The organism is Ruegeria sp. BK1 (assembly GCF_056535645.1).
Map to the genome: position 1 here is coordinate 2,072,956 of NZ_JBQFIS010000001.1, position 24,545 is coordinate 2,097,500.

The following is a 24,545-nucleotide window of genomic DNA, read 5'->3' on the forward strand; positions in this document are numbered from 1 at the left end:
ACGAATTGGTTAATGAAAGCGACAGCGATCAGAGTCATGCCGCCTGCGCCGGCCATCCATCCCAGATAGGGATGGAAGATAAAAATGCAGCCGATAAAAATGGGGGTTCATGGAAGATCAAGTAGCGACAAGAGAACTGGAGCTGTGAAGAAAGTTCGAATTGAGGCCAGCGCGTCGAGCGGGGCGGTCTGCTTATGTTGTCCACCATGTACGGCGGTGTCTTCAAGTACGGCTCGGAAAACGGACTCGTCGAAAGCCGTCTAAAACCGGGCACCGGCACGCGCAGCGATGAGTCCGCGGGCAAACTCGATGAGCCCGTAAAACAGGTAAAGAATCGCGACAAGACCGAACAAAACAACCAGGGTTTCCTCTGACCGAGAGGCAAGCACCCGGTCATAGACCTGAAGCATGAAGAGAGGCCCTGTCAGCATCAAAAGGTTGGTGAAAATGCTGAAAACGATGACCGTTGCGACAAGCCGACGAATATGCGGTCGGATCTTCTTAGGTTTGTCGCCACCGGTAGTCGAAACCACAAGAGATGCCCGCCAATACATTCTGTAAACGACAGTGGTTTTAAAACCGGCTCCATCCCAGCACAAAATAGGTAGGGTTCTCAAGGAAATTTCCCTAAAGGAGTCGCGAGGGTGTCATTGCAAACTTGTCTGCTTTGCCCTTAAGTTGGCAGCCTCCTAATATCGGTCTCAATTATCCCGATTATTCTGCAGAAGTTTTACCAACCAAAGCCCGCCCTCGTCTCAAACCTGTTCATTCCGACAGAGCCAACGGCGCTTACTGTGCTAAAATTGCAGATTAGGCGACCCCGAAGACTACATCGTCACTTGTCAGGTACAGAACATTATCAAGATGGATTGAGCCACCGGAATACTCTACCAAAACCCCAGAATCCTGCGTCGTGACTGTCAGGTCGTCGATCGACGTCTCTGGACCGCTGAATGCAAGTACATCTTGTCCGTTCGTGAAATCAGAAATCTGGTCATTTCCGTTGGAGCCGTCGAAGTCGAAATAGTCATCTCCGTCACCGCCGAACAAGACATCATTTCCGCCGCCCCCGAAAATGTAATTGTCGCCATCATTGCCAACTATCGTATCATCGAAAGAAGAGCCAATAGCGTCTTCGATCTCTGTCCCATGAGCGATAGCAATGTTGTTGCTACCTGACTGGCTAACGGTACTAAATGAACCCTCGCGCAAATCGATTTCAACGCCGTGCGTTGAAGCTGAGAGGTCGATGGCATCATGCCCACCCGCATCCCAGATTATTTCCACAGTCCCGGACAACGCATCGAAGTCATATACGTCGTCGGTTGTTCTAGTGGTCGCGTTGGCTCCATATAAATATTGGATAGCCGCGACGTCATACAATAACATCGAACTTGCCTCGCCGTCGAAGGACGGATGCACATAATCCGACATCACAGTATATTGCCGATTCAACTCATCAAGCGGCAGGTTTTCTGGGTGCTGAAGCCCCAATACATGCCCGATTTCATGAATCAGCGTTTTATATTCCTCAGTCCCAGGCTCAAAAGAGAGTCCTGACAATGATGAATCGATCCAAACATCTCCGGCAGGTGCACCAACGGTATAGGCATTCGGATAATAGGCTAACCCTCGGGCGGACCCGCCGATATCCGCGATCCCAAACACTATGCTGGCTTCTTCAAGTGGGGCTTCGACGAACGTAATGTCCGCGAACTCCGAAATACTGGAAAGCGCGCTACGCGTAATCGCCTGCATTTCTGCCGTGAAAGCTTCGAAGTCCGTCCAGGCAAAATGGCCGTCGTGGTAATAATCCGGTGTCGCAGTAGCGAACGAATAAGTTACAGTGATGCTTGTCCCGACCGGATCGTTGGGGTTCAGCCGATACTCGTCTCCAGCAATCAGCCCTGTAACATAATAAGGGACATCCGGCTCTGAGGCACCCTCGACTTCTATTGTCACAACTGCGGAAGAACTACCTCCGTGACCGTCTTCAACTGTATAGCTGAAAGTGTCAGTTCCGACGAACCCCATGGCGGCGGTATAGCTGAACGTCCCGTCGGCGTTCACAACGACCGATCCATTGTTGGCGCTGACAGCATCGTATTGCGTAATGGTCAGCGTATCACCATCGCTGTCGCTGTCATTGTCGAGAATACTGGCCGAACTCTCGAGAGTTTCACCCTCAACGGCCATAACAGTATCGTTGACAGCGACTGGGGCCGAGTTGTCGTCAACAATCTCCATCGTCACCTGCGCAGTCGAGGTGCGCCCTCGGTCGTCAACAACGGTATAGCTGAAAGTGTCCGCGCCAGAGACCCCTTCAAAAGGAACATAAGTGAGGGTCCCGTCTTCGTTAATTGTTACTGCACCGGACACACCTTCCGTTACAGAAGCTATTCGCAATCCCTCGCCAAGGTCATTCGTCAGAACAGCTAGAATCACCGACCCATCGCTCTGCACCGACCCATAGTCGTCAAGCGCTTGCGGCGAATCGGCGCTAGGATCGTCAGGCGTTTCCAAGTCTACGACCAACAAATCTATGTCAGAAAAGGACAGCACCTCGACATCTATCAGGTGGTCCCGCTCGCCAGAAGAAGAGGTGACATAAATACTTTCACCCACAATTTCGAATGAGTAGTCTTCCAACTTCCCTTCAAAGCGAACGGTGTCATACCCCTCGCCACCATCGATCAGGTCAAATCCCTCCCCCCCCGACAAGGTATCGTCCCCGGCAAATCCCAGGATCGTGTCGTCGCCATCCAAGCCAGAAAAAATGTTGTCCCCGTCGTTACCTTCGAGAATATTATCAAGCTCATTGCCGGTGCCGTTAAGATCGTCGACGCCGTCCAGGAAAAGATTTTCCACATTGTCGTCAAGCGTATAGTCCACGCTGGAGAAAACGGAATCTATACCGCCATTCTTTCTCTCGCTAATGGAAATTCCCGAGGAATTAATAAAATAGGTATCGTCCCCGCGCCCACCTTTTAGCACGGTATTGCCGCCGTTACCGGCGCTGCCCTTGCCCTTAGCCATTTCTTGCCCTCAAACTTCCCGCTTTTGTGACTTTTGCGGTTGGATTGTTGATAAAAGACGAACAATGATGGCCGCAAGAGCCGCCAAAGTTTCGGCAATTTTTGGGCGGGAATTTGCTCGGAAAGTAGGCAAAAAATCACCTAGCGACACCTACCTTTACGCGAACTCTTCGCGCTTCACTCGCCTGACCGATTGAAAACATTGAGAAATTTGGAATCCTGTGGTAGCGTGCTGTCACAGTTTGAAGGAGAACCTATTATCTGGCATGGGGGTGCCAATGTCGCGGTTCATATCTCTTAAAGTCAAAAAATCGAAATTGTAGAAACCTTAGCCGTGCGAATCCGTTTCAGCGGTGCACGGCCTTATTGTGACTTTATCTGGCTCATCATCTGCCCCCCAACAAAGCCGTCTCCTTCTGAGCACATTATTGCGTCTGGATTGACTGCTGGAATCTGAAGTTATCCGAGACATAAAATTTGAGCGGTTCATCTCGGTGTCTTCATTGCTTCCAGTGTAAACCATTGGGGGAAGTGTTATGGCACTTACGATTAATATTGACGGCATTACTGGTATTGATGAATCCCTTGGTGACCAACAGCAAGACATTGTTGGAACCCCTGCCGTTTTCCCGACTGATGTAGAGTCGGTTTTCAACACCGCGTTGGCGGCCTATAGCGCAACGGTCACAGGCTATAGCGTGGCAGTCGGTGATGCGATTGAGATCGCGGGCGATCCCACTGACGGAACCGGCGGCAATGATGTGCAGATCACCGCTGATCCTCCGATCACTGGGCTAAGCCTGACCGATGACAGCGGGTTCTTATTCGATGGTACGTTTGATTCCGGCCTCGACTCGCTTGCGGGAAACAACATCAATCTTTTGTCGGCTGCGAACGACAACGTCGTTTTGGGAATTGACGCGATCACCCAGGAAGTCATCTTTGCGATTTACCTGGAAGAAGTCACTGATCCGGTCAGCGGCAATATCATCGGCGGCGACTTCTGGATCGCCTTGTTCGAGCCGATAAAACATCCGAATGGGAGCAACCCCGACGATGTTGTGGATTTAGCCAACAAGGTCTTTGTCTCGGCCGAGCAGGTCATCGACTTTTCATTCGAGGGCGCTCCGTCCGGCCAGAACGAGTTCATGGCCTTCAGCTCGGGGAACGTCACGATTGTGGCCTCCGGTCAGATGAATGGCGATTCAGTGAACAGTGGCCAGGGCGCCAATCTGGGCGACGGTTCAGATAAAACCGCGCTTGGTACCAACTCACAGGACATTGGCGCTGGAGAGATTTTGAACTTCAATTTCACCACTGGGTTTGACACCGAATATATCGTACCCGGGCTGACCCCCACCGAGGCCAGTGACCAGAACAACATTCTATTCACGGACGTGTTCCAGACGACCGGTGCGGCGTTCAATGTTGTGAAGGTCACTGGAGGTGGCCCAACCACAAACCCCTTGGTCCATCTGTCTGCGTGGAATACCGAAGGCGCGGGCCCAGGTCTTGAGACTGGAACGGATTTCATATCCGGCCATAGCGATGATGTTCAGGTGAATATTACCGCAGTCTTCGTGAATGGTGTCGACGTCACCGGTGACCCATCAATGGTCACCGATAATGGCGATGGCACATTTACCGTAATCGGCGCGGTTGAAAATGACCGGATCAGTATCGTGGCCCCGTCCTTCAACCGGATAGCGATCAAAAACGACGGCGACGATCAGGTCGCGTTCAGTATTCAGGCCTTCAGCCTTGAAAGCACTTCCTCCGAACGGGCCGAGGCGGGATCCAAGCTCGATTTTTACGATGATGGTCCCTCCCAAGGCGCGCAGGATGTCAATCTGACAGTTTATGAGGACGCCTTGACCGGCGGCAATCTTGACGGCACGGGTGACGTGCTGGTCGCAACTGACAACCTGAGCGGCATATTCCAATCTGGCCAGGACGCACCGGGCCTGGGTTTTGGCGCAGATTCGACGAAAGACGGAACGACGCTGAACAGTGACGACGGTCAAACGTTTGACGTTGAGGTGAATAAAGGTGTTAACGTCGACGTGGGCGGCACGACCTATAACGACGAAGTCATCCTGTCGATCAGCAACACCGATCATCTCCGGATTCTCGTGAATACCGACGGAGATATCCGGCTGGAACTGCTCGCCGCTGTCGAGCACGGCGCGGTAACGACGGGCAACCCCGACGACGACATCCTTGGGATTGGCCTTGGGGAACTCTTCGAAGCCTTTGACGAGGATGGTGACAAGCAGAATTTCTCAGCGAATGATGTCCGCGGCCTCATTGAGGACGACGCACCCCTCTTTGACATTGAGCTTGGTACAGGTGGATTGCAGACAGACGACGCAGATCTGGCAGGCGGTCCGGACACCGACACCAAGGGCGTCGACGAATTGTTTACGGTCGAAACCAATTCACCGGGTGCCGACGGCAATGGTGGCCTTGTCTACTCGTTGGCATTGAGCGCTGCCTCAGTTACAACAACTTTGAAGGACACCGCCACCGGCAACACCGTGTACCTGTTTGACGAACTCGGCGACATCGTCGGTCGTGAAGGTACGGATGCCTCTAACGCCGCAACCGGCGACGTCGTGTTCTCGGTCTCGGTCAACAGCAGCACCGGCGCCGTGACGCTGACCCAGGAACGGGCGGTCGAGCACAGTTCGGCTGACACTGAAGCGCCATATAACGGCGACACTGTCGGGCTGGGTCTTGGCGCCGGGGATTACATTAACCTGGTCGGCACGCTCAGCGATACTGAGACCCCACCGGACCAAGCCACCGATGCCGTCAACATTGCGCCTTCCATCTCGTTCACCGATGACGGGCCGGCCTTTGAAATGGAATTGGGCACCGCGGTCCTGCAGACGGATGACGCCGATCTGACGGGTGGGCCGGATACGGACACCGAAGGTGTGGGCGATCTATTCAACGTGACCACGAATGATCCGGGCGAAGATGGCCTGGGCGCGCTGGTCTACAGTCTTGAACTGGGCTCCAATGCCGGGTCGGTGACCCTGAAAGACACCGCCACCGGAGACACCGTGGTTCTCAGCAACAATGCTGGCGTCATCGAGGGCAAAACCTCGGGCGGGCAAGTCGTGTTCTCGGTCTCGGTCGTCAGCAGCACCGGCGCGGTGACGCTGACCCAGAACCGGGCGGTCGAGCACAGTTCGGCAGATACCTCGGGCTATGCCTCGGATGTCACCGGATTGGGCGCGGCCCTGACCGATGCGATCCGTCTGGTCGGCACCCTCAGCGATGCTGAAACCGCCGCAGACACCGCGACGGACTATGTCGACCTCACCCAAAAAATCTCGTTCACCGATGACGGGCCGGCCTTTGAAATGGAATTGGGCACCGCGGTCCTGCAGACGGATGACGCCGATCTGACGGGTGGGCCGGATACGGACACCGAAGGTGTGGGCGATCTGTTCAACGTGACCACGAATGATCCGGGCGAAGATGGCCTGGGCGCGCTGGTCTACAGTCTTGAACTGGGCTCCAATGCCGGGTCGGTGACCCTGAAAGACACCGCCACCGGAGACACCGTGGTTCTCAGCAACAATGCTGGCGTCATCGAGGGCAAAACCTCGGGCGGGCAAGTCGTGTTCTCGGTCTCGGTCGTCAGCAGCACCGGCGCGGTGACGCTGACCCAGAACCGGGCGGTCGAGCACAGTTCGGCAGATACCTCGGGCTATGCCTCGGATGTCACCGGATTGGGCGCGGCCCTGACCGATGCGATCCGTCTGGTCGGCACCCTCAGCGATGCTGAAACCGCCGCAGACACCGCGACGGACTATGTCGACCTCACCCAAAAAATCTCGTTCACCGATGACGGGCCGGCCTTTGAAATGGAATTGGGCACCGCGGTCCTGCAGACGGATGACGCCGATCTGACGGGTGGGCCGGATACGGACACCGAAGGTGTGGGCGATCTGTTCAACGTGACCACGAATGATCCGGGCGAAGATGGCCTGGGCGCGCTGGTCTACAGTCTTGAACTGGGCTCCAATGCCGGGTCGGTGACCCTGAAAGACACCGCCACCGGAGACACCGTGGTTCTCAGCAACAATGCTGGCGTCATCGAGGGCAAAACCTCGGGCGGGCAAGTCGTGTTCTCGGTCTCGGTCGTCAGCAGCACCGGCGCGGTGACGCTGACCCAGAACCGGGCGGTCGAGCACAGTTCGGCAGATACCTCGGGCTATGCCTCGGATGTCACCGGATTGGGCGCGGCCCTGACCGATGCGATCCGTCTGGTCGGCACCCTCAGCGATGCTGAAACCGCCGCAGACACCGCGACGGACTATGTCGACCTCACCCAAAAAATCTCGTTCACCGATGACGGGCCGGCCTTTGAAATGGAATTGGGCACCGCGGTCCTGCAGACGGATGACGCCGATCTGACGGGTGGGCCGGATACGGACACCGAAGGTGTGGGCGATCTGTTCAACGTGACCACGAATGATCCGGGCGAAGATGGCCTGGGCGCGCTGGTCTACAGTCTTGAACTGGGCTCCAATGCCGGGTCGGTGACCCTGAAAGACACCGCCACCGGAGACACCGTGGTTCTCAGCAACAATGCTGGCGTCATCGAGGGCAAAACCTCGGGCGGGCAAGTCGTGTTCTCGGTCTCGGTCGTCAGCAGCACCGGCGCGGTGACGCTGACCCAGAACCGGGCGGTCGAGCACAGTTCGGCAGATACCTCGGGCTATGCCTCGGATGTCACCGGATTGGGCGCGGCCCTGACCGATGCGATCCGTCTGGTCGGCACCCTCAGCGATGCTGAAACCGCCGCAGACACCGCGACGGACTATGTCGACCTCACCCAAAAAATCTCGTTCACCGATGACGGGCCGGCCTTTGAAATGGAATTGGGCACCGCGGTCCTGCAGACGGATGACGCCGATCTGACGGGTGGGCCGGATACGGACACCGAAGGTGTGGGCGATCTGTTCAACGTGACCACGAATGATCCGGGCGAAGATGGCCTGGGCGCGCTGGTCTACAGTCTTGAACTGGGCTCCAATGCCGGGTCGGTGACCCTGAAAGACACCGCCACCGGAGACACCGTGGTTCTCAGCAACAATGCTGGCGTCATCGAGGGCAAAACCTCGGGCGGGCAAGTCGTGTTCTCGGTCTCGGTCGTCAGCAGCACCGGCGCGGTGACGCTGACCCAGAACCGGGCGGTCGAGCACAGTTCGGCAGATACCTCGGGCTATGCCTCGGATGTCACCGGATTGGGCGCGGCCCTGACCGATGCGATCCGTCTGGTCGGCACCCTCAGCGATGCTGAAACCGCCGCAGACACCGCGACGGACTATGTCGACCTCACCCAAAAAATCTCGTTCACCGATGACGGGCCGGCCTTTGAAATGGAATTGGGCACCGCGGTCCTGCAGACGGATGACGCCGATCTGACGGGTGGGCCGGATACGGACACCGAAGGTGTGGGCGATCTGTTCAACGTGACCACGAATGATCCGGGCGAAGATGGCCTGGGCGCGCTGGTCTACAGTCTTGAACTGGGCTCCAATGCCGGGTCGGTGACCCTGAAAGACACCGCCACCGGAGACACCGTGGTTCTCAGCAACAATGCTGGCGTCATCGAGGGCAAAACCTCGGGCGGGCAAGTCGTGTTCTCGGTCTCGGTCGTCAGCAGCACCGGCGCGGTGACGCTGACCCAGAACCGGGCGGTCGAGCACAGTTCGGCAGATACCTCGGGCTATGCCTCGGATGTCACCGGATTGGGCGCGGCCCTGACCGATGCGATCCGTCTGGTCGGCACCCTCAGCGATGCTGAAACCGCCGCAGACACCGCGACGGACTATGTCGACCTCACCCAAAAAATCTCGTTCACCGATGACGGGCCGGCCTTTGAAATGGAATTGGGCACCGCGGTCCTGCAGACGGATGACGCCGATCTGACGGGTGGGCCGGATACGGACACCGAAGGTGTGGGCGATCTGTTCAACGTGACCACGAATGATCCGGGCGAAGATGGCCTGGGCGCGCTGGTCTACAGTCTTGAACTGGGCTCCAATGCCGGGTCGGTGACCCTGAAAGACACCGCCACCGGAGACACCGTGGTTCTCAGCAACAATGCTGGCGTCATCGAGGGCAAAACCTCGGGCGGGCAAGTCGTGTTCTCGGTCTCGGTCGTCAGCAGCACCGGCGCGGTGACGCTGACCCAGAACCGGGCGGTCGAGCACAGTTCGGCAGATACCTCGGGCTATGCCTCGGATGTCACCGGATTGGGCGCGGCCCTGACCGATGCGATCCGTCTGGTCGGCACCCTCAGCGATGCTGAAACCGCCGCAGACACCGCGACGGACTATGTCGACCTCACCCAAAAAATCTCGTTCACCGATGACGGACCGGCCTTTGAAATGGAATTGGGCACCGCGGTCCTGCAGACGGATGACGCCGATCTGACGGGTGGGCCGGATACGGACACCGAAGGTGTGGGCGATCTGTTCAACGTGACCACGAATGATCCGGGCGAAGATGGCCTGGGCGCGCTGGTCTACAGTCTTGAACTGGGCTCCAATGCCGGGTCGGTGACCCTGAAAGACACCGCCACCGGAGACACCGTGGTTCTCAGCAACAATGCTGGCGTCATCGAGGGCAAAACCTCGGGCGGGCAAGTCGTGTTCTCGGTCTCGGTCGTCAGCAGCACCGGCGCGGTGACGCTGACCCAGAACCGGGCGGTCGAGCACAGTTCGGCAGATACCTCGGGCTATGCCTCGGATGTCACCGGATTGGGCGCGGCCCTGACCGATGCGATCCGTCTGGTCGGCACCCTCAGCGATGCTGAAACCGCCGCAGACACCGCGACGGACTATGTCGACCTCACCCAAAAAATCTCGTTCACCGATGACGGGCCGGCCTTTGAAATGGAATTGGGCACCGCGGTCCTGCAGACGGATGACGCCGATCTGACGGGTGGGCCGGATACGGACACCGAAGGTGTGGGCGATCTGTTCAACGTGACCACGAATGATCCGGGCGAAGATGGCCTGGGCGCGCTGGTCTACAGTCTTGAACTGGGCTCCAATGCCGGGTCGGTGACCCTGAAAGACACCGCCACCGGAGACACCGTGGTTCTCAGCAACAATGCTGGCGTCATCGAGGGCAAAACCTCGGGCGGGCAAGTCGTGTTCTCGGTCTCGGTCGTCAGCAGCACCGGCGCGGTGACGCTGACCCAGAACCGGGCGGTCGAGCACAGTTCGGCAGATACCTCGGGCTATGCCTCGGATGTCACCGGATTGGGCGCGGCCCTGACCGATGCGATCCGTCTGGTCGGCACCCTCAGCGATGCTGAAACCGCCGCAGACACCGCGACGGACTATGTCGACCTCACCCAAAAAATCTCGTTCACCGATGACGGGCCGCAGATCACTGTCAACGACGCATCGGGAAGTTATGAAGCGGGTGCGCAAGGCACGTGGTCGGATTCGCCCGGCGCTGACGCGTTTGACTCGTTGGACATTGAACTGGTCAGCTACGAGATCGACGATAATGGTACTGTCGTGGTCAACGCCGATTTGACCCAGGACTTGGTTAATCCCAACTTGTTCTCTGGCTCAATCACCGATGACTTTAATGGTGATGGCGTCGATGAAACAGTGGATTTCACCATAGAATTCGACAGCCCAACCACCTATGATCTTCAGGTGTCTACACCGCCGGGTTCGGTGGTCGAACTGTCCACGGCAGATGGCAGCCTTGATGCGGGTGGCCCGGATCCGGTGCGAACGCTGACAATCGACAGTTCGGAAATCGTGTTCGCGGCGGTCGAGCCAACATCAACACCTGGCGACATCGCGCCGTTCCTGAATACCCTTGAAGCCAATTGGGAGGGCGGCGCAACATTCCTCAGTGCGGAACAGATGAATGTCAGCACCTCGGGCATCGGGAATGGCAATAACAATCTGAACGGTAATGCCAATGAAGGCATTGATGGCGACACGACATCGGGTGGCAAGGTGGATGAAAGCTTCGTCGTCGACCCGACCGGCTTTAACGTCAGCGCCGTGACGGTCTTCATCGACAACTCTGTGGGTGGGTATGATAACCCACCAGAGGATCTGTGGTACACGATCTACTATAGCGATGGTACATCCCCTAGCGGTCCGATTGAGGTCATGGACGGCGATCTGTCGCCTGAAGCCGGCGGCCAGGAAAGTTTTGTGATCGGTGATCCAACAGGACCGAACAACATCGACGCGATCCAGCTCTTTATGGGTCAAGGGACCATCAAGATCCCGGTCATCGAGTTCACGACCTCGCAGGAGTTCAATCCCGAATCGTTAGAGATGACCCTAAATGCGACCGAAGCCGACGGTGACTCGGATACGGACACTGACGGCTTCACAATCGACCTCGATCCGGTTGTCGCCTGACAAAGCAGTGAAACGCGCAGACCCGGCGCCTTGCCGGGTCTGCACATCCTAACAGCCGTACCAAACCCTTGTTACAGAGTGCCACGTTCATGAATGCCAATCCCGATACAAATATCGTCGACACCACCAGAAAAGCCGTGAAGCGGCTTTTCCCGCCGCTACTGATCGTAAGCTGTGTCGTAAACCTGCTACTTCTGGTGAGCGCTATTTACATGCTTCAGATCTATGACAGGGTTCTGACCACCGGGTCTTTCGACACTCTGGTCTGGCTGACGGTTGTCGCACTTTTTGCGCTGATCATTTACGGAATACTAGAGCAAGTACGACGGATGATCTTAGGTCGTGCAAGTTTCTGGGTTGAATCAGAACTTAGCGAACCGACCCTCAGAAAAGCCATGTCTGACCGGCTGACTGGCTGCAACCCAAAGGCCAGCCTGAACGATGTTGCCAACCTCAGGTCATTTCTGGGCGGAGACGCAGTGCTTGCCTTTTTTGATGCACTCTGGACACCGATCTTTATTGCATTCATTTGGTTACTCCACCCTGGACTTGGTGTCTTTGCGCTTTGCAGTACTATCGTTCTCTTTCTGTTTGCGCTTACAAATGACATTCTGACACGCAATCCCAACAAGGAAATAAGTGCCAAGCTTCGCCAAAGTGATACGGCAGCGCAGCAGTTTCTTGAGAGTGGTGAAACCATCCGCCCTCTGGGAATGGGTGATGCCTTGCTTGGTCGTTGGCAGTCTTTTCAGGCAGGTGCCCGACGTGAGCACCAGAACCTGAAGGAAAAAACCTCGGGCCTTGTCAGCGCATCACGAGCGCTACGCCTTGCCTTGCAAGTCATGATACTGGGACTTGGCGCGTATTTTGTCCTTCAAGGCAATCTGACTGCCGGAGGGATGATCGCTGCCTCAATTGTTCTGGGCAGGGCACTTGCTCCTATCGAGCGTTCAATAAGTGCTTGGAAAGGTTTCGTGGCAGCGCGTACCGCTATCACCCGGCTCAGGGATCACTTTGCGGGTGAATTTGCTCCCGATTATGAAGTCAACTTACCAAAGCCTCTCGGCCAATTACAGGTGGAAGAGGTCTATTGTCTCGCACCCTATTCGGGCGAACCGATTCTGGAGAACATCTCTTTCGCTCTTGAGCCCGGCGAGACACTAGTCGTTTTTGGGCCTTCCGGTTCGGGCAAATCGACCTTGTGTCGTTTATTGGTCGGAGCCTGGCAACCAACACGCGGCCATGTAAGGCTTGACGGTGCAGACGTCGGAAATTGGAACCCCGAAAATCTAGGGCCGTGGCTGGGCTATCTGCCCCAAAATGTAGAGCTCTTTCCAGGCACCGTAGCCCAGAACATTGCCCGAATGCGAGACATCGACGACTCGATGGTAATCAAGGCCGCCAAAGAAGCAGGAGTTCACGATCTCGTTTTGCGGTTACCACATGGGTACGAAACAGACGTTGGCTTGCACGGCGGGCGTATCTCTGGTGGCCAAAGGCAAAGGCTGGGACTTGCTCGTGCTCTTCTGGGTGACCCGTCGTTTATCGTCTTGGATGAGCCCAGCTCGAATCTCGATCAGGAAGGCGACGCAGCCCTTGCTGCAGCTCTTGCGCGCTCCAAGAATCTTGGTCGCACCGTCGTCGTTGTGACCCATCGTCCCGCCGGGCTCAGGACTGCAGACAAAGTTCTGGTTCTCAAAGACGGATCTGTCGCCGCATTTGGCCCGCGTGAGAAAATTTTGCAGATCAGAGGCCAAGCTCCAGCCTATCAAACCGTGCGGACGGTGCAATCTAGCAGCGGCAACAACGCAGTAGCAGAGTAAGGTGGTTCGCCAATGAGCATTTGGGAAGAGTTACAGGAAAACGTGAAGGCTTTCTGTGCTTCGGTGCTTGATGACATTTTGGGTGCAATTCCAGCCGACTGGTTGGATTGGATCTTAGAAAAGCTACCACCCGCCGTTGACCCGAGGTGGATCGCGGCAATTATTTTATTGCTCACGTTGGTGCTTCTGACATTACTCCTCCGCTCAATTCGACACAAAGCGGTCACAGACTCAACATCCAACCTTAGAGATCTCACGCGCGCGCCGCTTCGCACGGGGTACATCGTCGCAATCGGGCTGGTGTTTGGTTTGGTGACCTGGTCATTCAGCGCCCGGCTGGAAGGCGCAGCCATTGCACCAGGAGTGGTCAGTCCAGAAGGGTACCGCAAAACCGTTCAACATCTGGAGGGCGGAATCATAAAATCTATTCACGTGAGGGAAGGGGACAAGGTGACCAAAGGTCAGGTTCTTTTAACTCTCGACGACGTGCAGGCACGTGCCCGACTTGACGAATTGGTAAAGCGGTACACGCACCTGCTGGCGAGGGTCGCCCGCATCAAAGCTGAATTAGACGGTTCCGAAATATTGGTCGTCCCGAACAGCAAGAATGTATCCGATGAAGCTGAATTAACACGCGCAATTTCCGATCAACAAGTACTTCTGACGCGGCGAATTACGACACAAAAAGGCCGCGACAACATACTGCGCAAACGCATCAAACAGCTCGACGAAGAAAACCTCGGACTTAAGAAAACGATCGTCGGCTTGGACGAAAAAACACATTTAATTGAGGAAGAAATCCAAGGTGTAACAAGCCTGCTGGGGAAAGGTCTAGAAAGGAAGTACCGACTACTGGCCCTGAAACGCGCAGCCGCAGACATCACGATCGAGCGTGCTACCAGTAAAGCGCAGATCGCCCGCAACAATCAAAAGATCGGTGAAACCGAATTGCAATTACTGGCCATGGTTCAGCAGGAGATAGAAGACTCCACCATGGAATTGTCGGAAATGAAACGTACTCTAGCCGAGTTGGAAAGCGAAATACGATGGCACAGGGATGTGGTCGATAGAACGGAAATACGCTCTCCGATTGAAGGTAAGGTAATGAATGTGCGGATCACTACTCTTTCCGGGGTCGTCCGAAACGGTGAACCGATCTTGGATATCGTACCTTCGAAGGTTCCTTTGATAATCGACGCCCGAGTCAACCCGATTGATATAGATGTCGTAAGTATTGGTATGCCTGCCCGTATTCATCTTACTGCGTATCAACAACGCAACATGCCACAGATATTCGGTTTGATGCGCTCAATTTCCGCAGACCGCATAGTCGACGAAAATACAGGGCAACCCTATTATTTGGCAAAGGTTGAGATTTTACCTGCCGAACTCGCAGATTTACAGGACGTCGAACTCGTCTCAGGAATGCCCGTAGAGGTTATGCTGCAAACCGGTGAAGCAAGCGTTGCCGACTATGTAATCGGGCCGCTTTTAAGTTCAATCCGACGTAGTTTCCGGGAAAACCACGGCAGTTAACAACGTTTTGGTGATACAAGGTCGGTAGTACTCAAAACAAGTTTGAAAATTTTTTGTTGTTTGCTTGGTTACCCTTCAAAACAGCGAAACCACCACTCCAATTCTAAGGCAATTCTTGTTGCTTAAACTCCAAATGCTGGAGAAATCCCAATCCGCGTTTGTATTATGGAACTTGCGGCAGATTGCCATGCTGGCGGTAATTGATCTTAACTGTTCACAACTGCAAGCCAAGTAACTGGTGACAAGCGAGGAGTTTGCAGGGACCGATCTAGCTCCGCTACACCCGCATTTGTCATAAGACAATATCCGGCCCCCGCTCCTTCCCCCCGGTCTTGCGGGAGAAGGCCCTTCGCTTTCAGGTTCGTATCTGCGCGATGCCTTTTATCGGAGGCCAGCCGCTTTCCCGCAGGCTTCTCACCTGCCCCGCTCTGACCGCGCACGGTCTCGGCGATCCCCGGTTCGACGAGCGTCTGAAGACGACCGTCGACCGGTGGGTTCCGTAGTCGCGTTTCTGCACCGGGCCAGAAGGAGCCGCGTCGGTGCGGGATGGGGTAGTCCCCGAACCATAGTTCACAATTGGAGGCCGGTCGTGAACGTACCGTGGTCACCGCTTTTTTTGATCGTTTGCCAGGGAAAGCAGCAAGTATAAACCGGGCGCAACGGAGACGGGGAGACCCATCCCGGCCCGGAACGTCCGATTTTGCGCTCTTGCTGACTAAGTGTATTGATCTGCTTTTTTTGGGGGGATCTTTGTGTTTCGCGCGGCCGCAAGTTGCACAAACCTTAGCTGACCCGAAGCGCCGCAGCCCACCAATAGCGCAGGCGGTTCGGGTCAGCGGCTCGACACAGAACCTAGCCAAATTGTTCTCTTCCTGTTCTTTTGTTGATGTGCAACCTTGGAAGGGGTCGCCGTGTCTCAATCAGCGCTTTCTGAGCAATCAGTACCGCCTTGTTGCACGTAAGCTTTTGGACGCGCGATCAGACCCTAGAGTGTGCCAAACGGAGAATAACATGAGCGCTAACGCGGACAGCGGTCTGAAGGACAATCGAGACGTTGCACATACTGAAGTTGACTATTCCGTCTATCCGCACATGGATGGGATCAAGTGCTCGATGTCATGGAAGCTCGGCAGTTATGGCGAACGCGGTGCTCTATCTGATGACATGATCGGGAGCTTGGCTGAACGGTTTGGCCTGCCAACTAAGCTCGTACGCGAACTCTCTGTGCTTCTTGGGAACTGCCTCAATAACGACGACGACATCGCAATCAACCTGACTGAGGTCCGTCGCTCGCAAGCGATTGTACGAGGTCAAAAGCACCTCAAGACATTCCTGCGGGAAGCCAAACGGGGTTCCATTGCTCCCCAAGAACTCCGGAACGCATTGGGCTCGCTTTCGACTTATTTCGTATCGACGCCAGAAGATGCAGACCTTCTTCCTCAAGTCCTCGACAAGCTTGAGACCGCAACGACACTTACTCAAGATGTCATAGATGACATTCGGCACATCCTTGTGACCCCCGGCGCAGTTGCAGAGATGTCGCCCCGGGACAAGCGGTTCTCGCGCGATAAACGCCGTCAGTACATCGTCGAGAGCTGCTGTTACATCTGGAAAGATGCCGGTCGCCCCCTAACCTATACGATATACTCAGACGGTCGCCCCGGAGGACAACGGCAAGGTCCGCTCGTCAACTTTATCCAGGCTGTCGTGAAGATGATCACCGAGCCGGGGCAAATCCTGAGCGGTGAGACGATCCGCGTGGACATTGACGGTTTTCGCGACAAGCTTGAGCGCGAAGAGCAAGAGCGTTGGGCGCCGCCGGAATTGGGCAATCAATACACTTAGAATGAGCAAGCCCGCGTTGTCATGGTCATGGCATGACACGCGTTCCTGCCACACCCCCTTCTGACGACTACGCGCGCAAGCAGGTTGAGACAGCGATTGACCAGTTGGTCCGATTGCTGGCTGCCCAGGCAGTACGGGAACTGGGTCGGGACGCCTCTGACCAAAAGGAGGCGCATCAGTATGCCACAGATCAATGCGAAGAAGAGCCCACCCCGCAAGCTTCTGACGGTGAAAGACGTCGCTGAACTGGACAATTGCTCGGAGAAGACGGTGCGCCGTGCGATTGCGGCTGGCCTGCTTGAGGTTATTCGGGTCGGCCCTGGCGGACGCCTCATCCGCATTGATCCGGCAGCTCATGCCGCCTACCGGCAGGCACAGTGCTGGCAGGTAATCGCGAACATTAATGTCAATTTATGTCAATGGGTTATGGCATTCTCGGGAAGAGGGCCTGCCCGTAAGTTTCTAACTTTCTATGCTACGCTTTTCCCGAATCGGACCCCCTGTCCACACCCGTCCGCCCGAGACCTGACATGTCCAAAGGACCGCAAACCCGATGACTAGCCAGAGCCCCGTTCCATTGACATTGGCCTTCGTCAAAGCCGACACACCGATGTTCGCCGAGCTCATCGACCAACTGCACTCCGACAGCTCTCTGTCGGAAGGACGCCGTCGCGACATGATCTCCGGTCTGCGCCGCGTGGCCAAAGCCCTTGGGCTGCCGCCAGAGGATGTGCCCTGCGACAGTCGCTGGTTGCAGCCCCGTTTGACTAAAGTTGCACCGGCTTCGCTTGGTCTGACACTAAAGAGCTGGCAAAATGCGGTCAGTGATGCACGGGCTGCGCTCGCGCATTTCGGGCTGGTGGAACGCCGCTTCAACCGGATCTATGATCTGTCTCCCGATTGGCACGCGCTGTGGGCGGATGTACTTGCGTCCGGTGACAAGACATTGCAACCCGCGCTCTGCCGCTTCGTGCATTATCTGAACCGGCAAGGCGTCAAACCTGCCAATGTGTATAAAGAGCATGCTCAGGCCTATCGAGTAGCGCTTGAGCATAACGAGATCAGCAAATCTCCTGAGGTTGCATATCGTGCCGCTGTCAACGGCTGGAACCTGGCGGTCCGACGTATTTCACAATGGCCCAACGTCACTTTGCCTCTGGAATCGCGTCGGAAGGTCATCACTTTTCCGGTGACTGACTTTCCGGCGCCATTCCAAACCGATCTTGCAAAGCTGATGCATCGTCTGTCCAATCCAGACCCGCTGGCAGATGACGGACAGAACAGAGCACTACGACCCGCGACCCTGTCCCAATACCAAAGGCAGTTGGTTCGGTTCGCCTCCGAACTCATTCACTCTGGTATCCCGATCGCGGAGATTGGCGGATTGGACGTCCTGATTAATCCGGCGATGGCTGAACGGGGTTTGCGCCAGATGTTATCGCGCACCAACAACCAGACCACAAAGATGATCAGCGAGATTGCCGCGTTACTCCGCAATCTGGCCCGGTTACTCAATGCACCCGAAGACACCCGGGAATTACTGGCTGGGCTTGCAGCGCGTCTGGCGGTCAAACCCCAGAATGGCATGACCCAAAAGAACCGAAGCAGACTTCGAATGTTGCAAGAGGACCGTCATCAGCAGCGCCTGCTACTCCTGCCCGAACGGATTTTCGCGCGACCACGCGGCACCTCCAAGCCGTACGGATGGGCTCTGGCGCGCGAAGATGCGCTCGCAATCGCCATCCTGCTGGTCTGCCCCGTCCGTGTGAAGAATCTGGCTGGCATCCACATTGAACGCCACCTGCACCGCCCTGGTGATGGCCGAGCCTACTTGGTTCTGGAAGACGGTGAGACCAAAAATGAACGACCTGTCGAGTTCGAGATTCCGCGTGATGTATTGCGCATGATCGACAGCCATCTCAAATCTCGTTGTCCGGAACTCTGCCCCGCTGGAACGCCTTGGCTGTTTCCCCGCAGGGATGGTCAACACTCTGTTGATCCCGGCGTTCTGTCTGGGCGCATCTCCAAACGGATCCGGAAAGAAACGGGGTTGGAGATGAACGCCCACCTGTTTCGGCATTTCGCGGTGATGAACTGGCTCGACGCCAATCCCGGCGGCTACGAGGTTGCGCGTCGGTTGCTCGGACATTCGGAGGTCAGCCACACCATCAACATGTATTCCGGTCTTGAGGCACGTTCGGCAACCCGCGCCTTTGCTGACCTGATAGACGCCAAGAAAGGGCGTCGCTGATGAGCCTTGTTCTGCCGCGCGACGAATGGCCCGCGCAAGACCGGGATATGTGGCTCAGCCTTCAGGCGGAAGGTGGACCACTCGACGATTGCGGTGCCCTCGCTCATCTACGCGCAACCTCGTTGAAGACGTTAGAGTTGCGCTATGCCCGATGGTTGCAATGGCTGATTACCAGCGACGCGGAGGCGATCACACTGCCTCCGGCTCGACGCGGGACCCTGCCGCGCCTTTCCGCTTGGCTTCGGGACCTCTCACACACCCGGCCGATGACTCAATTGATGTTCATTGATGGCGTGTTGCGTATCCTCTCCGCGGCTGACCCGACGCAGGACTGGTCCGCTCAGCGGAAGTTAAAAGCGGGATTGAAGCGCGCCGCGGGTCGAGGTGATCGGGACCGTAAACTTGGGCGTGTGTTGTCCAGCGAAGTTCTATTCCGTGCAGGGCTGTCTCTGGCGACGGGTCATGCAGAAGCTGCGTCAACACCGCTAAGCAGTATGATGTGCCTGCGGGATGGCACCATGATAGCGATGTTGGCCCTGATGCCGATGCGGCGACACGCCTTCGCGGGCCTTCGGATTGGCATATCCCTGTATGTCGCAGCAGACACGATGACCGTCGCGCTCCCCGGGGATCTCACCAAATCAGGGCATCCCTGGGAAGCTGATGTTCCACCGAGCGTTGAACCGCTCTTGCGCCGTTACATCAACGAAGCCCGTTCCTTTATTATGGAGCGTGGCCAACAGCATCACAATGTCCTGTGGGTTGGCCGGTCTGGTGCTCCTTTGAAGAAAGACGCGCTGAGCCCTCGGATCGCGGAGCAGACACTGAAGCTGACGGGTCGCCGTATTCCACCGCATTTCTTTCGGGATGCTGCCGCGACAACCCTGGCCCGCTCTTCTCCGGAACATGCCAAGCTAATTCGACCAATTCTTGCGCATACGAGCTTCGGAACCGCCGAGCGCCACTACATCCACGCACAGTCAATTGAAGCGGGCCGCGACTACGCGGCTTTGATCAAACAGAAGAGAAAGGCCCGGCGATGACCCGCGTTGCAATCTATGCCCGTTTCTCCAGCCAAATGCAGAGAGACGCATCCATCGACGACCAAATGCGACTGTGCCGGGAACGTGCTGAGCGGGAAGGTTGGACTGTTGTTGACGCCTATTCTGATCGTGCGGTCTCCGGCGCCTCCATGTTGCGCCCCGGTCTGCAAGCGCTGTTTCATGCTACACAGGAAGGACAAGTTGATCTGATTTTGGCGGAAGCGCTGGACCGGTTGAGCCGAGACCAGGCGGATATCGCCGCGATCTTCAAACGGCTAAGCTTTGCAGGTGTTTGCATCGTGACGCTGGCTGAGGGCGAGATCAGCGAATTACACGTAGGTCTCAAAGGCACCATGAACCAACTGTTCCTCAAAGACCTGGCCGACAAAACCCGGCGTGGTTTGCGCGGGCGTGTCGAGCTTGGCCGTTCCGGCGGTGGTAACAGCTACGGTTATGATGTCGTCCGGCGTCTCGGGCCCGACGGCCAACCCGTCACGGGGGAACGAGTGATCAACGCAGCAGAAGCTGAGATCGTCCGGCGGGTGTTACATGACTTCACCGAAGGGCACTCCCCGAAAGCCATTGCGCGCCGCCTGAACACCGAGGGTGTCCCAGGCCCTCGAGGAAAATTATGGCGTGACACGGCCATCCGGGGGCACCGCACTCGTGGAACAGGCCTTCTCAACAATGAGCTCTACATCGGCCGCCTGGTCTGGAACCGGCTGCGCTACATCAAGGACCCTGAGACCGGCAGACGTGTTTCCCGTCTCAACGATCCGTCCAAATGGATCATCGCGGAGGTCCCTGAGCTGCGGATCGTCGGGGATGAACTTTGGGAGGCGGTCAAGCAGCGGCAAGGCGAGATCGAAGCTGATCCCCGCGTCAAAGCCATCATGGAAACCCGGTTTTGGGAGAAGCGTCGCAAGAAGCACCTTCTGACAGGTCTTGCATTCTGCGGCTCCTGCGGAGGACCACTCACCACTGTCGGGCGCGACTATCTCGCCTGCTCTGCCGCTCGCAAACTCGATACCTGCACGCACAGGCAATCCATTCGCCGCCATGTTCTGGAAGACGCCGTTTTGGATTTGCTTCGCCAACGTCTGATGCAGCCCGACGCAGTGGCCGCTTTTATAAAGTCCTTCAGCGAAGCCGCCAACGCAGAAGCAGGCACAGCAGAGGTAGCCCGGACCCGTCTGCAATCCGAGCGGGACAAGGCGGCGCGCAAACTGAATGGGTTCTATGATGCAATCGCAGAGGGCATTCGCACCCCCGGCCTTCAAACGCGGCTCGAAGAGCTTGAAGCGCAGATCGCCGGTCTTGATGCGAAGCTGTCTGAGCTCTATCGCTCCAATGTTGCTAGTCTTGCACATGCGTTATCGGATCCGTCGATCCTCACAGGAGCTTTGGATATCATCCGGGTCCTTATCGAACGGGTCACGGTCCTGCATGAGAGGGACGGCGTTCAGATCGAACTCCAGGGTGCCGTGGCAGCGATGATTGGGTTGGCCCAGAATGAACTAAAGTCGCCGTGAGGCGGCATGTTCGGCATTTTGTTAACCGTGTTGGTTTCTGGAGTATGCTTTGGCGCACTTGCTTTGAGGTTTTGAGCCTGACGCGGTGGCGACGTTAAGCACTTGATCCGGGGGATCAATTTTAGTCTGACCGGGCTGTGTAGGGGATTTCTGACGCTGGTTGCGGGAGCAGGATTTGAACCTGCGACCTTCAGGTTATGAGCCTGACGAGCTACCGGGCTGCTCCATCCCGCGTCAGAGTCAGATTTGTTTTCATCGTGTTAGAGAGAATTGGGCTTTTTCTAGGTTTGGCGGTGACCTACTCTCCCGGGGCTTAAGCCCAAGTACCATTGGCGCGGCAGTGCTTAACTTCCGGGTTCGGGATGGGACCGGGTGTTTCACTTGCGCTATGACCACCAAACCGAGGAAAAGCCCTCGGTCGACTTTCTTGCTGTGCAAGAAAGCGACCATGCGGGAGGCAGCGTCTTTTGTTTACAAAAGGCGCGTTCCCGCACGGTTATTTAATCAACCAACATCGCGGCTTGGCGCTGCGACGCTGTCCTTTGTCAAGATTGGTGTATGCTTTGGTCTTGTCTTTCCATTACTGGATCAAATCAAGCCTATCGGGCGATTAGTACCGGTCAACTGAACGCATTACTGCGCTTACATCTCCGGCCTATTGACGTGGTGGTCTTCCACGGCCCTCAGGAGACCTTGTTTTGAGGGGGCTTCCCGCTTAGATGCCTTCAGCGGTTATCCTGTCCGATCATAGCTACCCAGCACTGCCGTTGGCACGACAACTGGTCCACCAGTGGATCGTTCACCCCGGTCCTCTCGTACTAGGGGCAACTCCTCTCAAGTCTCCTACACCCACGGCAGATAGGGACCGAACTGTCTCACGACGTTCTAAACCCAGCTCACGTACCTCTTTAAACGGCGAACAGCCGTACCCTTGGGACCTGCTCCAGCCCCAGGATGAGATGAGCCGACATCGAGGTGCCAAACACTGCCGTCGATATGGACTCTTGGGCAGTATCAGCCTGTTATCCCCGGCGTACCTTTTATCCGTTGAGCGATGGCCCTTCCACTCGGGACCACCGGATCACTATGGCCGTCTTTCGACTCTGCTCGACTTGTCAGTCTTGCAGTCAGGCTGGCTTCTGCCATTGCACTCAACGAGCGATTTCCGACCGCTCTGAGCCAACCTTCGCGCGCCTCCGTTACGCTTTAGGAGGCGACCGCCCCAGTCAAACTACCCGCCACGCAGGGTCCCGGATCCGGATAACGGACCGCGGTTAGACATCAAGAGTGCGAAGGGTGGTATCTCAAGGGAGGCTCCACAGGTACTTGCGTTCCTGCTTCAAAGCCTACCACCTATCCTGCACATCACAATCCTGATGCCAGTGCGAAGCTGTAGTAAAGGTGCACGGGGTCTTTCCGTCTAACCGCGGGAAGCCTGCATCTTGACAGGCAATTCAATTTCGCTGAGTCGATGTTGGAGACAGCGGGGAAGTCGTTACGCCATTCGTGCAGGTCGGAACTTACCCGACAAGGAATTTCGCTACCTTAGGACCGTTATAGTTACGGCCGCCGTTTACCTGGGCTTCAATTCAAGGCTCTCACCTCTCCTTTTAACCTTCAGGCACCGGGCAGGCGTCAGACCCTATACGTCGTCTTGCGACTTCGCAGAGCCCTGTGTTTTTAATAAACAGTCGCCACCCCCTGGTTTGTGCCCCCAGCCCCTAGTTGCCTAGGAACCGGGCCTCCTTCTCGCGAACTTACGGAGGTATTTTGCCGAGTTCCTTCAACATCGTTCTCTCAAGCGCCTTGGTATGCTCTACCAGTCCACCTGTGTCGGTTTAGGGTACGGTCTGATGGAGGGCTATTTCCAGGAACCACTCAGCAGCCCAATCAATCCGATAAGATTGAACTACACCTGTGATCCGTCACATCCTCCTGGCCTAGGAATATTAACCTAGTTCCCATCGCCTACGCCTTTCGGCCTCGGCTTAGGGGCCGGCTTACCCTGCTCAGATTAGCTTTAAGCAGGAACCCTTGGACTTTCGGCGAGAGTGTCTCTCACACTCTTTGTCGCTACTCATGTCATCATTCTCACTAGTGATCTCTCCACGGGATCGCTCACGCGCCCGCTTCATCGAAAGCCTCTCTCCTCCAATCTGCCCGAAGGCATGAAGGAGGAATGAGACTATGTCACACTACGCTCTGCTACCGATGCTTACGCATCCCTAGACTTCGGCTCATGGCTTGAGCCCCGTTACATCTTCGCCGCAGGACAACTTATTTAGACCAGTGAGCTGTTACGCTATCTTTAAAGGATGGCTGCTTCTAAGCCAACCTCCTGGTTGTTTTGGTCGTCCCACCTGCTTTCCCACTTAGCCATGAATTGGGGGCCTTAGTCGTAGGTCAGGGTTGTTTCCCTCTCCACTACGGACGTTAGCATCCGCAGTGTGTCTGCCATCTAGTACTCCCGGGTATTCGGAGTTTGGTTAGGATCAGTAAGCCTGTGGGGCCCCATTACCCATCCAGTGCTCTACCCCCCGGGGTATTCGGATGACGCTCTACCTAAATAGATTTCGCAGAGAACCAGCTATCTCCGAGTTTGATTGGCCTTTCACCCCTAGGCACAGCTCATCCCGATCCTTTTCAACGGATGTGGGTTCGGTCCTCCAGTAAGTGTTACCTTACCTTCAACCTGGCCATGCCTAGATCACTCGGTTTCGGGTCTGATCCCACGAACTCATACGCCCTATTAAGACTCGCTTTCGCTACGCCTACACCTAACGGCTTAAGCTTGCTCGTAAGACCAAGTCGATGACCCATTATACAAAAGGTACGCCGTCAGATCTCGAGGATCCTCCGACTGATTGTAGGCGTTCGGTTTCAGGTACTGTTTCACTCCCCTCGTCGGGGTGCTTTTCACCTTTCCCTCACGGTACTGGTTCACTATCGGTCAGCAAGGAGTACTTAGCCTTCGAAGGTGGTCCTCCGATCTTCAGACAGAATTTCACGTGTTCCGCCCTACTTAATACGTCCATCAAAGCTTCCTATACG

General features: G+C 56.1%; 10 protein-coding genes, 1 tRNA gene and 2 rRNA genes (1 of these 13 running past the window's edge). 8 read left to right on the forward strand and 5 right to left on the reverse strand.

Annotation, left to right across the window (positions count from 1 at the left end):
* Nucleotides 1-260 precede the first annotated feature (260 nt).
* Together ACR3E7_RS10445 and ACR3E7_RS10450 are read right to left on the reverse strand one after the other, a co-directional pair.
* Entirely contained in the window at nucleotides 261-617 is a 357-nt protein-coding gene (locus ACR3E7_RS10445) for a hypothetical protein (protein ID WP_480503612.1), read from the reverse strand.
* A 193-nt stretch (nucleotides 618-810) separates the two neighbouring features.
* Nucleotides 811-3,036, reverse strand: a complete 2,226-nt coding sequence (locus ACR3E7_RS10450; RefSeq protein WP_480503613.1) for an Ig-like domain-containing protein — start codon at nucleotides 3,034-3,036, stop codon at nucleotides 811-813.
* A 535-nt stretch (nucleotides 3,037-3,571) separates the two neighbouring features.
* Here ACR3E7_RS10450 and ACR3E7_RS10455 point away from each other — a divergent pair.
* The 8 genes from ACR3E7_RS10455 (at nucleotide 3,572) to ACR3E7_RS10490 (ending at nucleotide 21,494) form a co-directional block, all read left to right on the forward strand.
* Complete coding sequence (locus ACR3E7_RS10455) at nucleotides 3,572-11,464, forward strand: beta strand repeat-containing protein (protein ID WP_480719406.1); 7,893 nt, start codon at nucleotides 3,572-3,574, stop codon at nucleotides 11,462-11,464.
* An 89-nt stretch (nucleotides 11,465-11,553) separates the two neighbouring features.
* Nucleotides 11,554-13,287: a type I secretion system permease/ATPase gene (locus ACR3E7_RS10460; RefSeq protein WP_480506158.1), complete on the forward strand. Its 1,734-nt coding sequence runs from the start codon at nucleotides 11,554-11,556 to the stop codon at nucleotides 13,285-13,287.
* Nucleotides 13,288-13,299: 12 nt separating this feature from the next.
* A complete protein-coding gene (locus tag ACR3E7_RS10465; protein ID WP_480506160.1) occupies nucleotides 13,300-14,823 on the forward strand; it encodes an HlyD family type I secretion periplasmic adaptor subunit in 1,524 nt (507 codons plus the stop codon).
* Nucleotides 14,824-15,834: 1,011 nt separating this feature from the next.
* Complete coding sequence (locus tag ACR3E7_RS10470) at nucleotides 15,835-16,668, forward strand: hypothetical protein (protein ID WP_480506162.1); 834 nt, start codon at nucleotides 15,835-15,837, stop codon at nucleotides 16,666-16,668.
* A 180-nt stretch (nucleotides 16,669-16,848) separates the two neighbouring features.
* Nucleotides 16,849-17,229, forward strand: a complete 381-nt coding sequence (locus ACR3E7_RS10475; protein WP_480506164.1) for a helix-turn-helix domain-containing protein — start codon at nucleotides 16,849-16,851, stop codon at nucleotides 17,227-17,229.
* The gene (locus ACR3E7_RS10480; protein WP_480506166.1) at nucleotides 17,222-18,919 is read left to right on the forward strand and encodes a hypothetical protein; all 1,698 of its coding nucleotides are present in this window, start codon (nucleotides 17,222-17,224) and stop codon (nucleotides 18,917-18,919) included. Before ACR3E7_RS10475 ends, ACR3E7_RS10480 begins: the two co-directional genes overlap by 8 nt.
* Nucleotides 18,919-19,962 (forward strand): tyrosine-type recombinase/integrase, encoded by a 1,044-nt coding sequence (locus ACR3E7_RS10485; RefSeq protein ID WP_480506168.1) that lies wholly within the window; start codon nucleotides 18,919-18,921, stop codon nucleotides 19,960-19,962. Before ACR3E7_RS10480 ends, ACR3E7_RS10485 begins: the two co-directional genes overlap by 1 nt.
* The gene (locus tag ACR3E7_RS10490; RefSeq protein ID WP_480506170.1) at nucleotides 19,959-21,494 is read left to right on the forward strand and encodes a recombinase family protein; all 1,536 of its coding nucleotides are present in this window, start codon (nucleotides 19,959-19,961) and stop codon (nucleotides 21,492-21,494) included. The genes ACR3E7_RS10485 and ACR3E7_RS10490 overlap by 4 nt, the downstream gene beginning before the upstream one ends.
* 157 nt (nucleotides 21,495-21,651) lie before the next feature.
* Here the strand turns inward: ACR3E7_RS10490 and ACR3E7_RS10495 are convergent.
* From ACR3E7_RS10495 to ACR3E7_RS10505, 3 genes are all read right to left on the reverse strand, one after another.
* A tRNA-Met gene (locus tag ACR3E7_RS10495) sits at nucleotides 21,652-21,728 on the reverse strand.
* A 51-nt stretch (nucleotides 21,729-21,779) separates the two neighbouring features.
* A 5S ribosomal RNA gene (gene rrf, locus ACR3E7_RS10500) occupies nucleotides 21,780-21,894 on the reverse strand.
* Between the two features lie 189 nt (nucleotides 21,895-22,083).
* Nucleotides 22,084-24,545 (reverse strand): 23S ribosomal RNA (locus ACR3E7_RS10505) (it continues 363 nt past the right edge of the window).

Bases quoted from the DNA above. Each gene is read 5' to 3' on its own strand.
- ACR3E7_RS10485 (WP_480506168.1), top strand. From the start codon at position 18,919: ATGAGCCTTGTTCTGCCGCGCGACGAATGGCCCGCGCAAGACCGGGAT.
- ACR3E7_RS10465 (WP_480506160.1), top strand. From the start codon at position 13,300: ATGAGCATTTGGGAAGAGTTACAGGAAAACGTGAAGGCTTTCTGTGCT.
- ACR3E7_RS10460 (WP_480506158.1), top strand. From the start codon at position 11,554: ATGAATGCCAATCCCGATACAAATATCGTCGACACCACCAGAAAAGCC.
- ACR3E7_RS10475 (WP_480506164.1), top strand. From the start codon at position 16,849: ATGCCACAGATCAATGCGAAGAAGAGCCCACCCCGCAAGCTTCTGACG.
- ACR3E7_RS10470 (WP_480506162.1), top strand. From the start codon at position 15,835: ATGAGCGCTAACGCGGACAGCGGTCTGAAGGACAATCGAGACGTTGCA.
- ACR3E7_RS10455 (WP_480719406.1), top strand. From the start codon at position 3,572: ATGGCACTTACGATTAATATTGACGGCATTACTGGTATTGATGAATCC.
- ACR3E7_RS10490 (WP_480506170.1), top strand. From the start codon at position 19,959: ATGACCCGCGTTGCAATCTATGCCCGTTTCTCCAGCCAAATGCAGAGA.
- ACR3E7_RS10480 (WP_480506166.1), top strand. From the start codon at position 17,222: ATGACTAGCCAGAGCCCCGTTCCATTGACATTGGCCTTCGTCAAAGCC.
- ACR3E7_RS10450 (WP_480503613.1), bottom strand. From the start codon at position 3,036: ATGGCTAAGGGCAAGGGCAGCGCCGGTAACGGCGGCAATACCGTGCTA.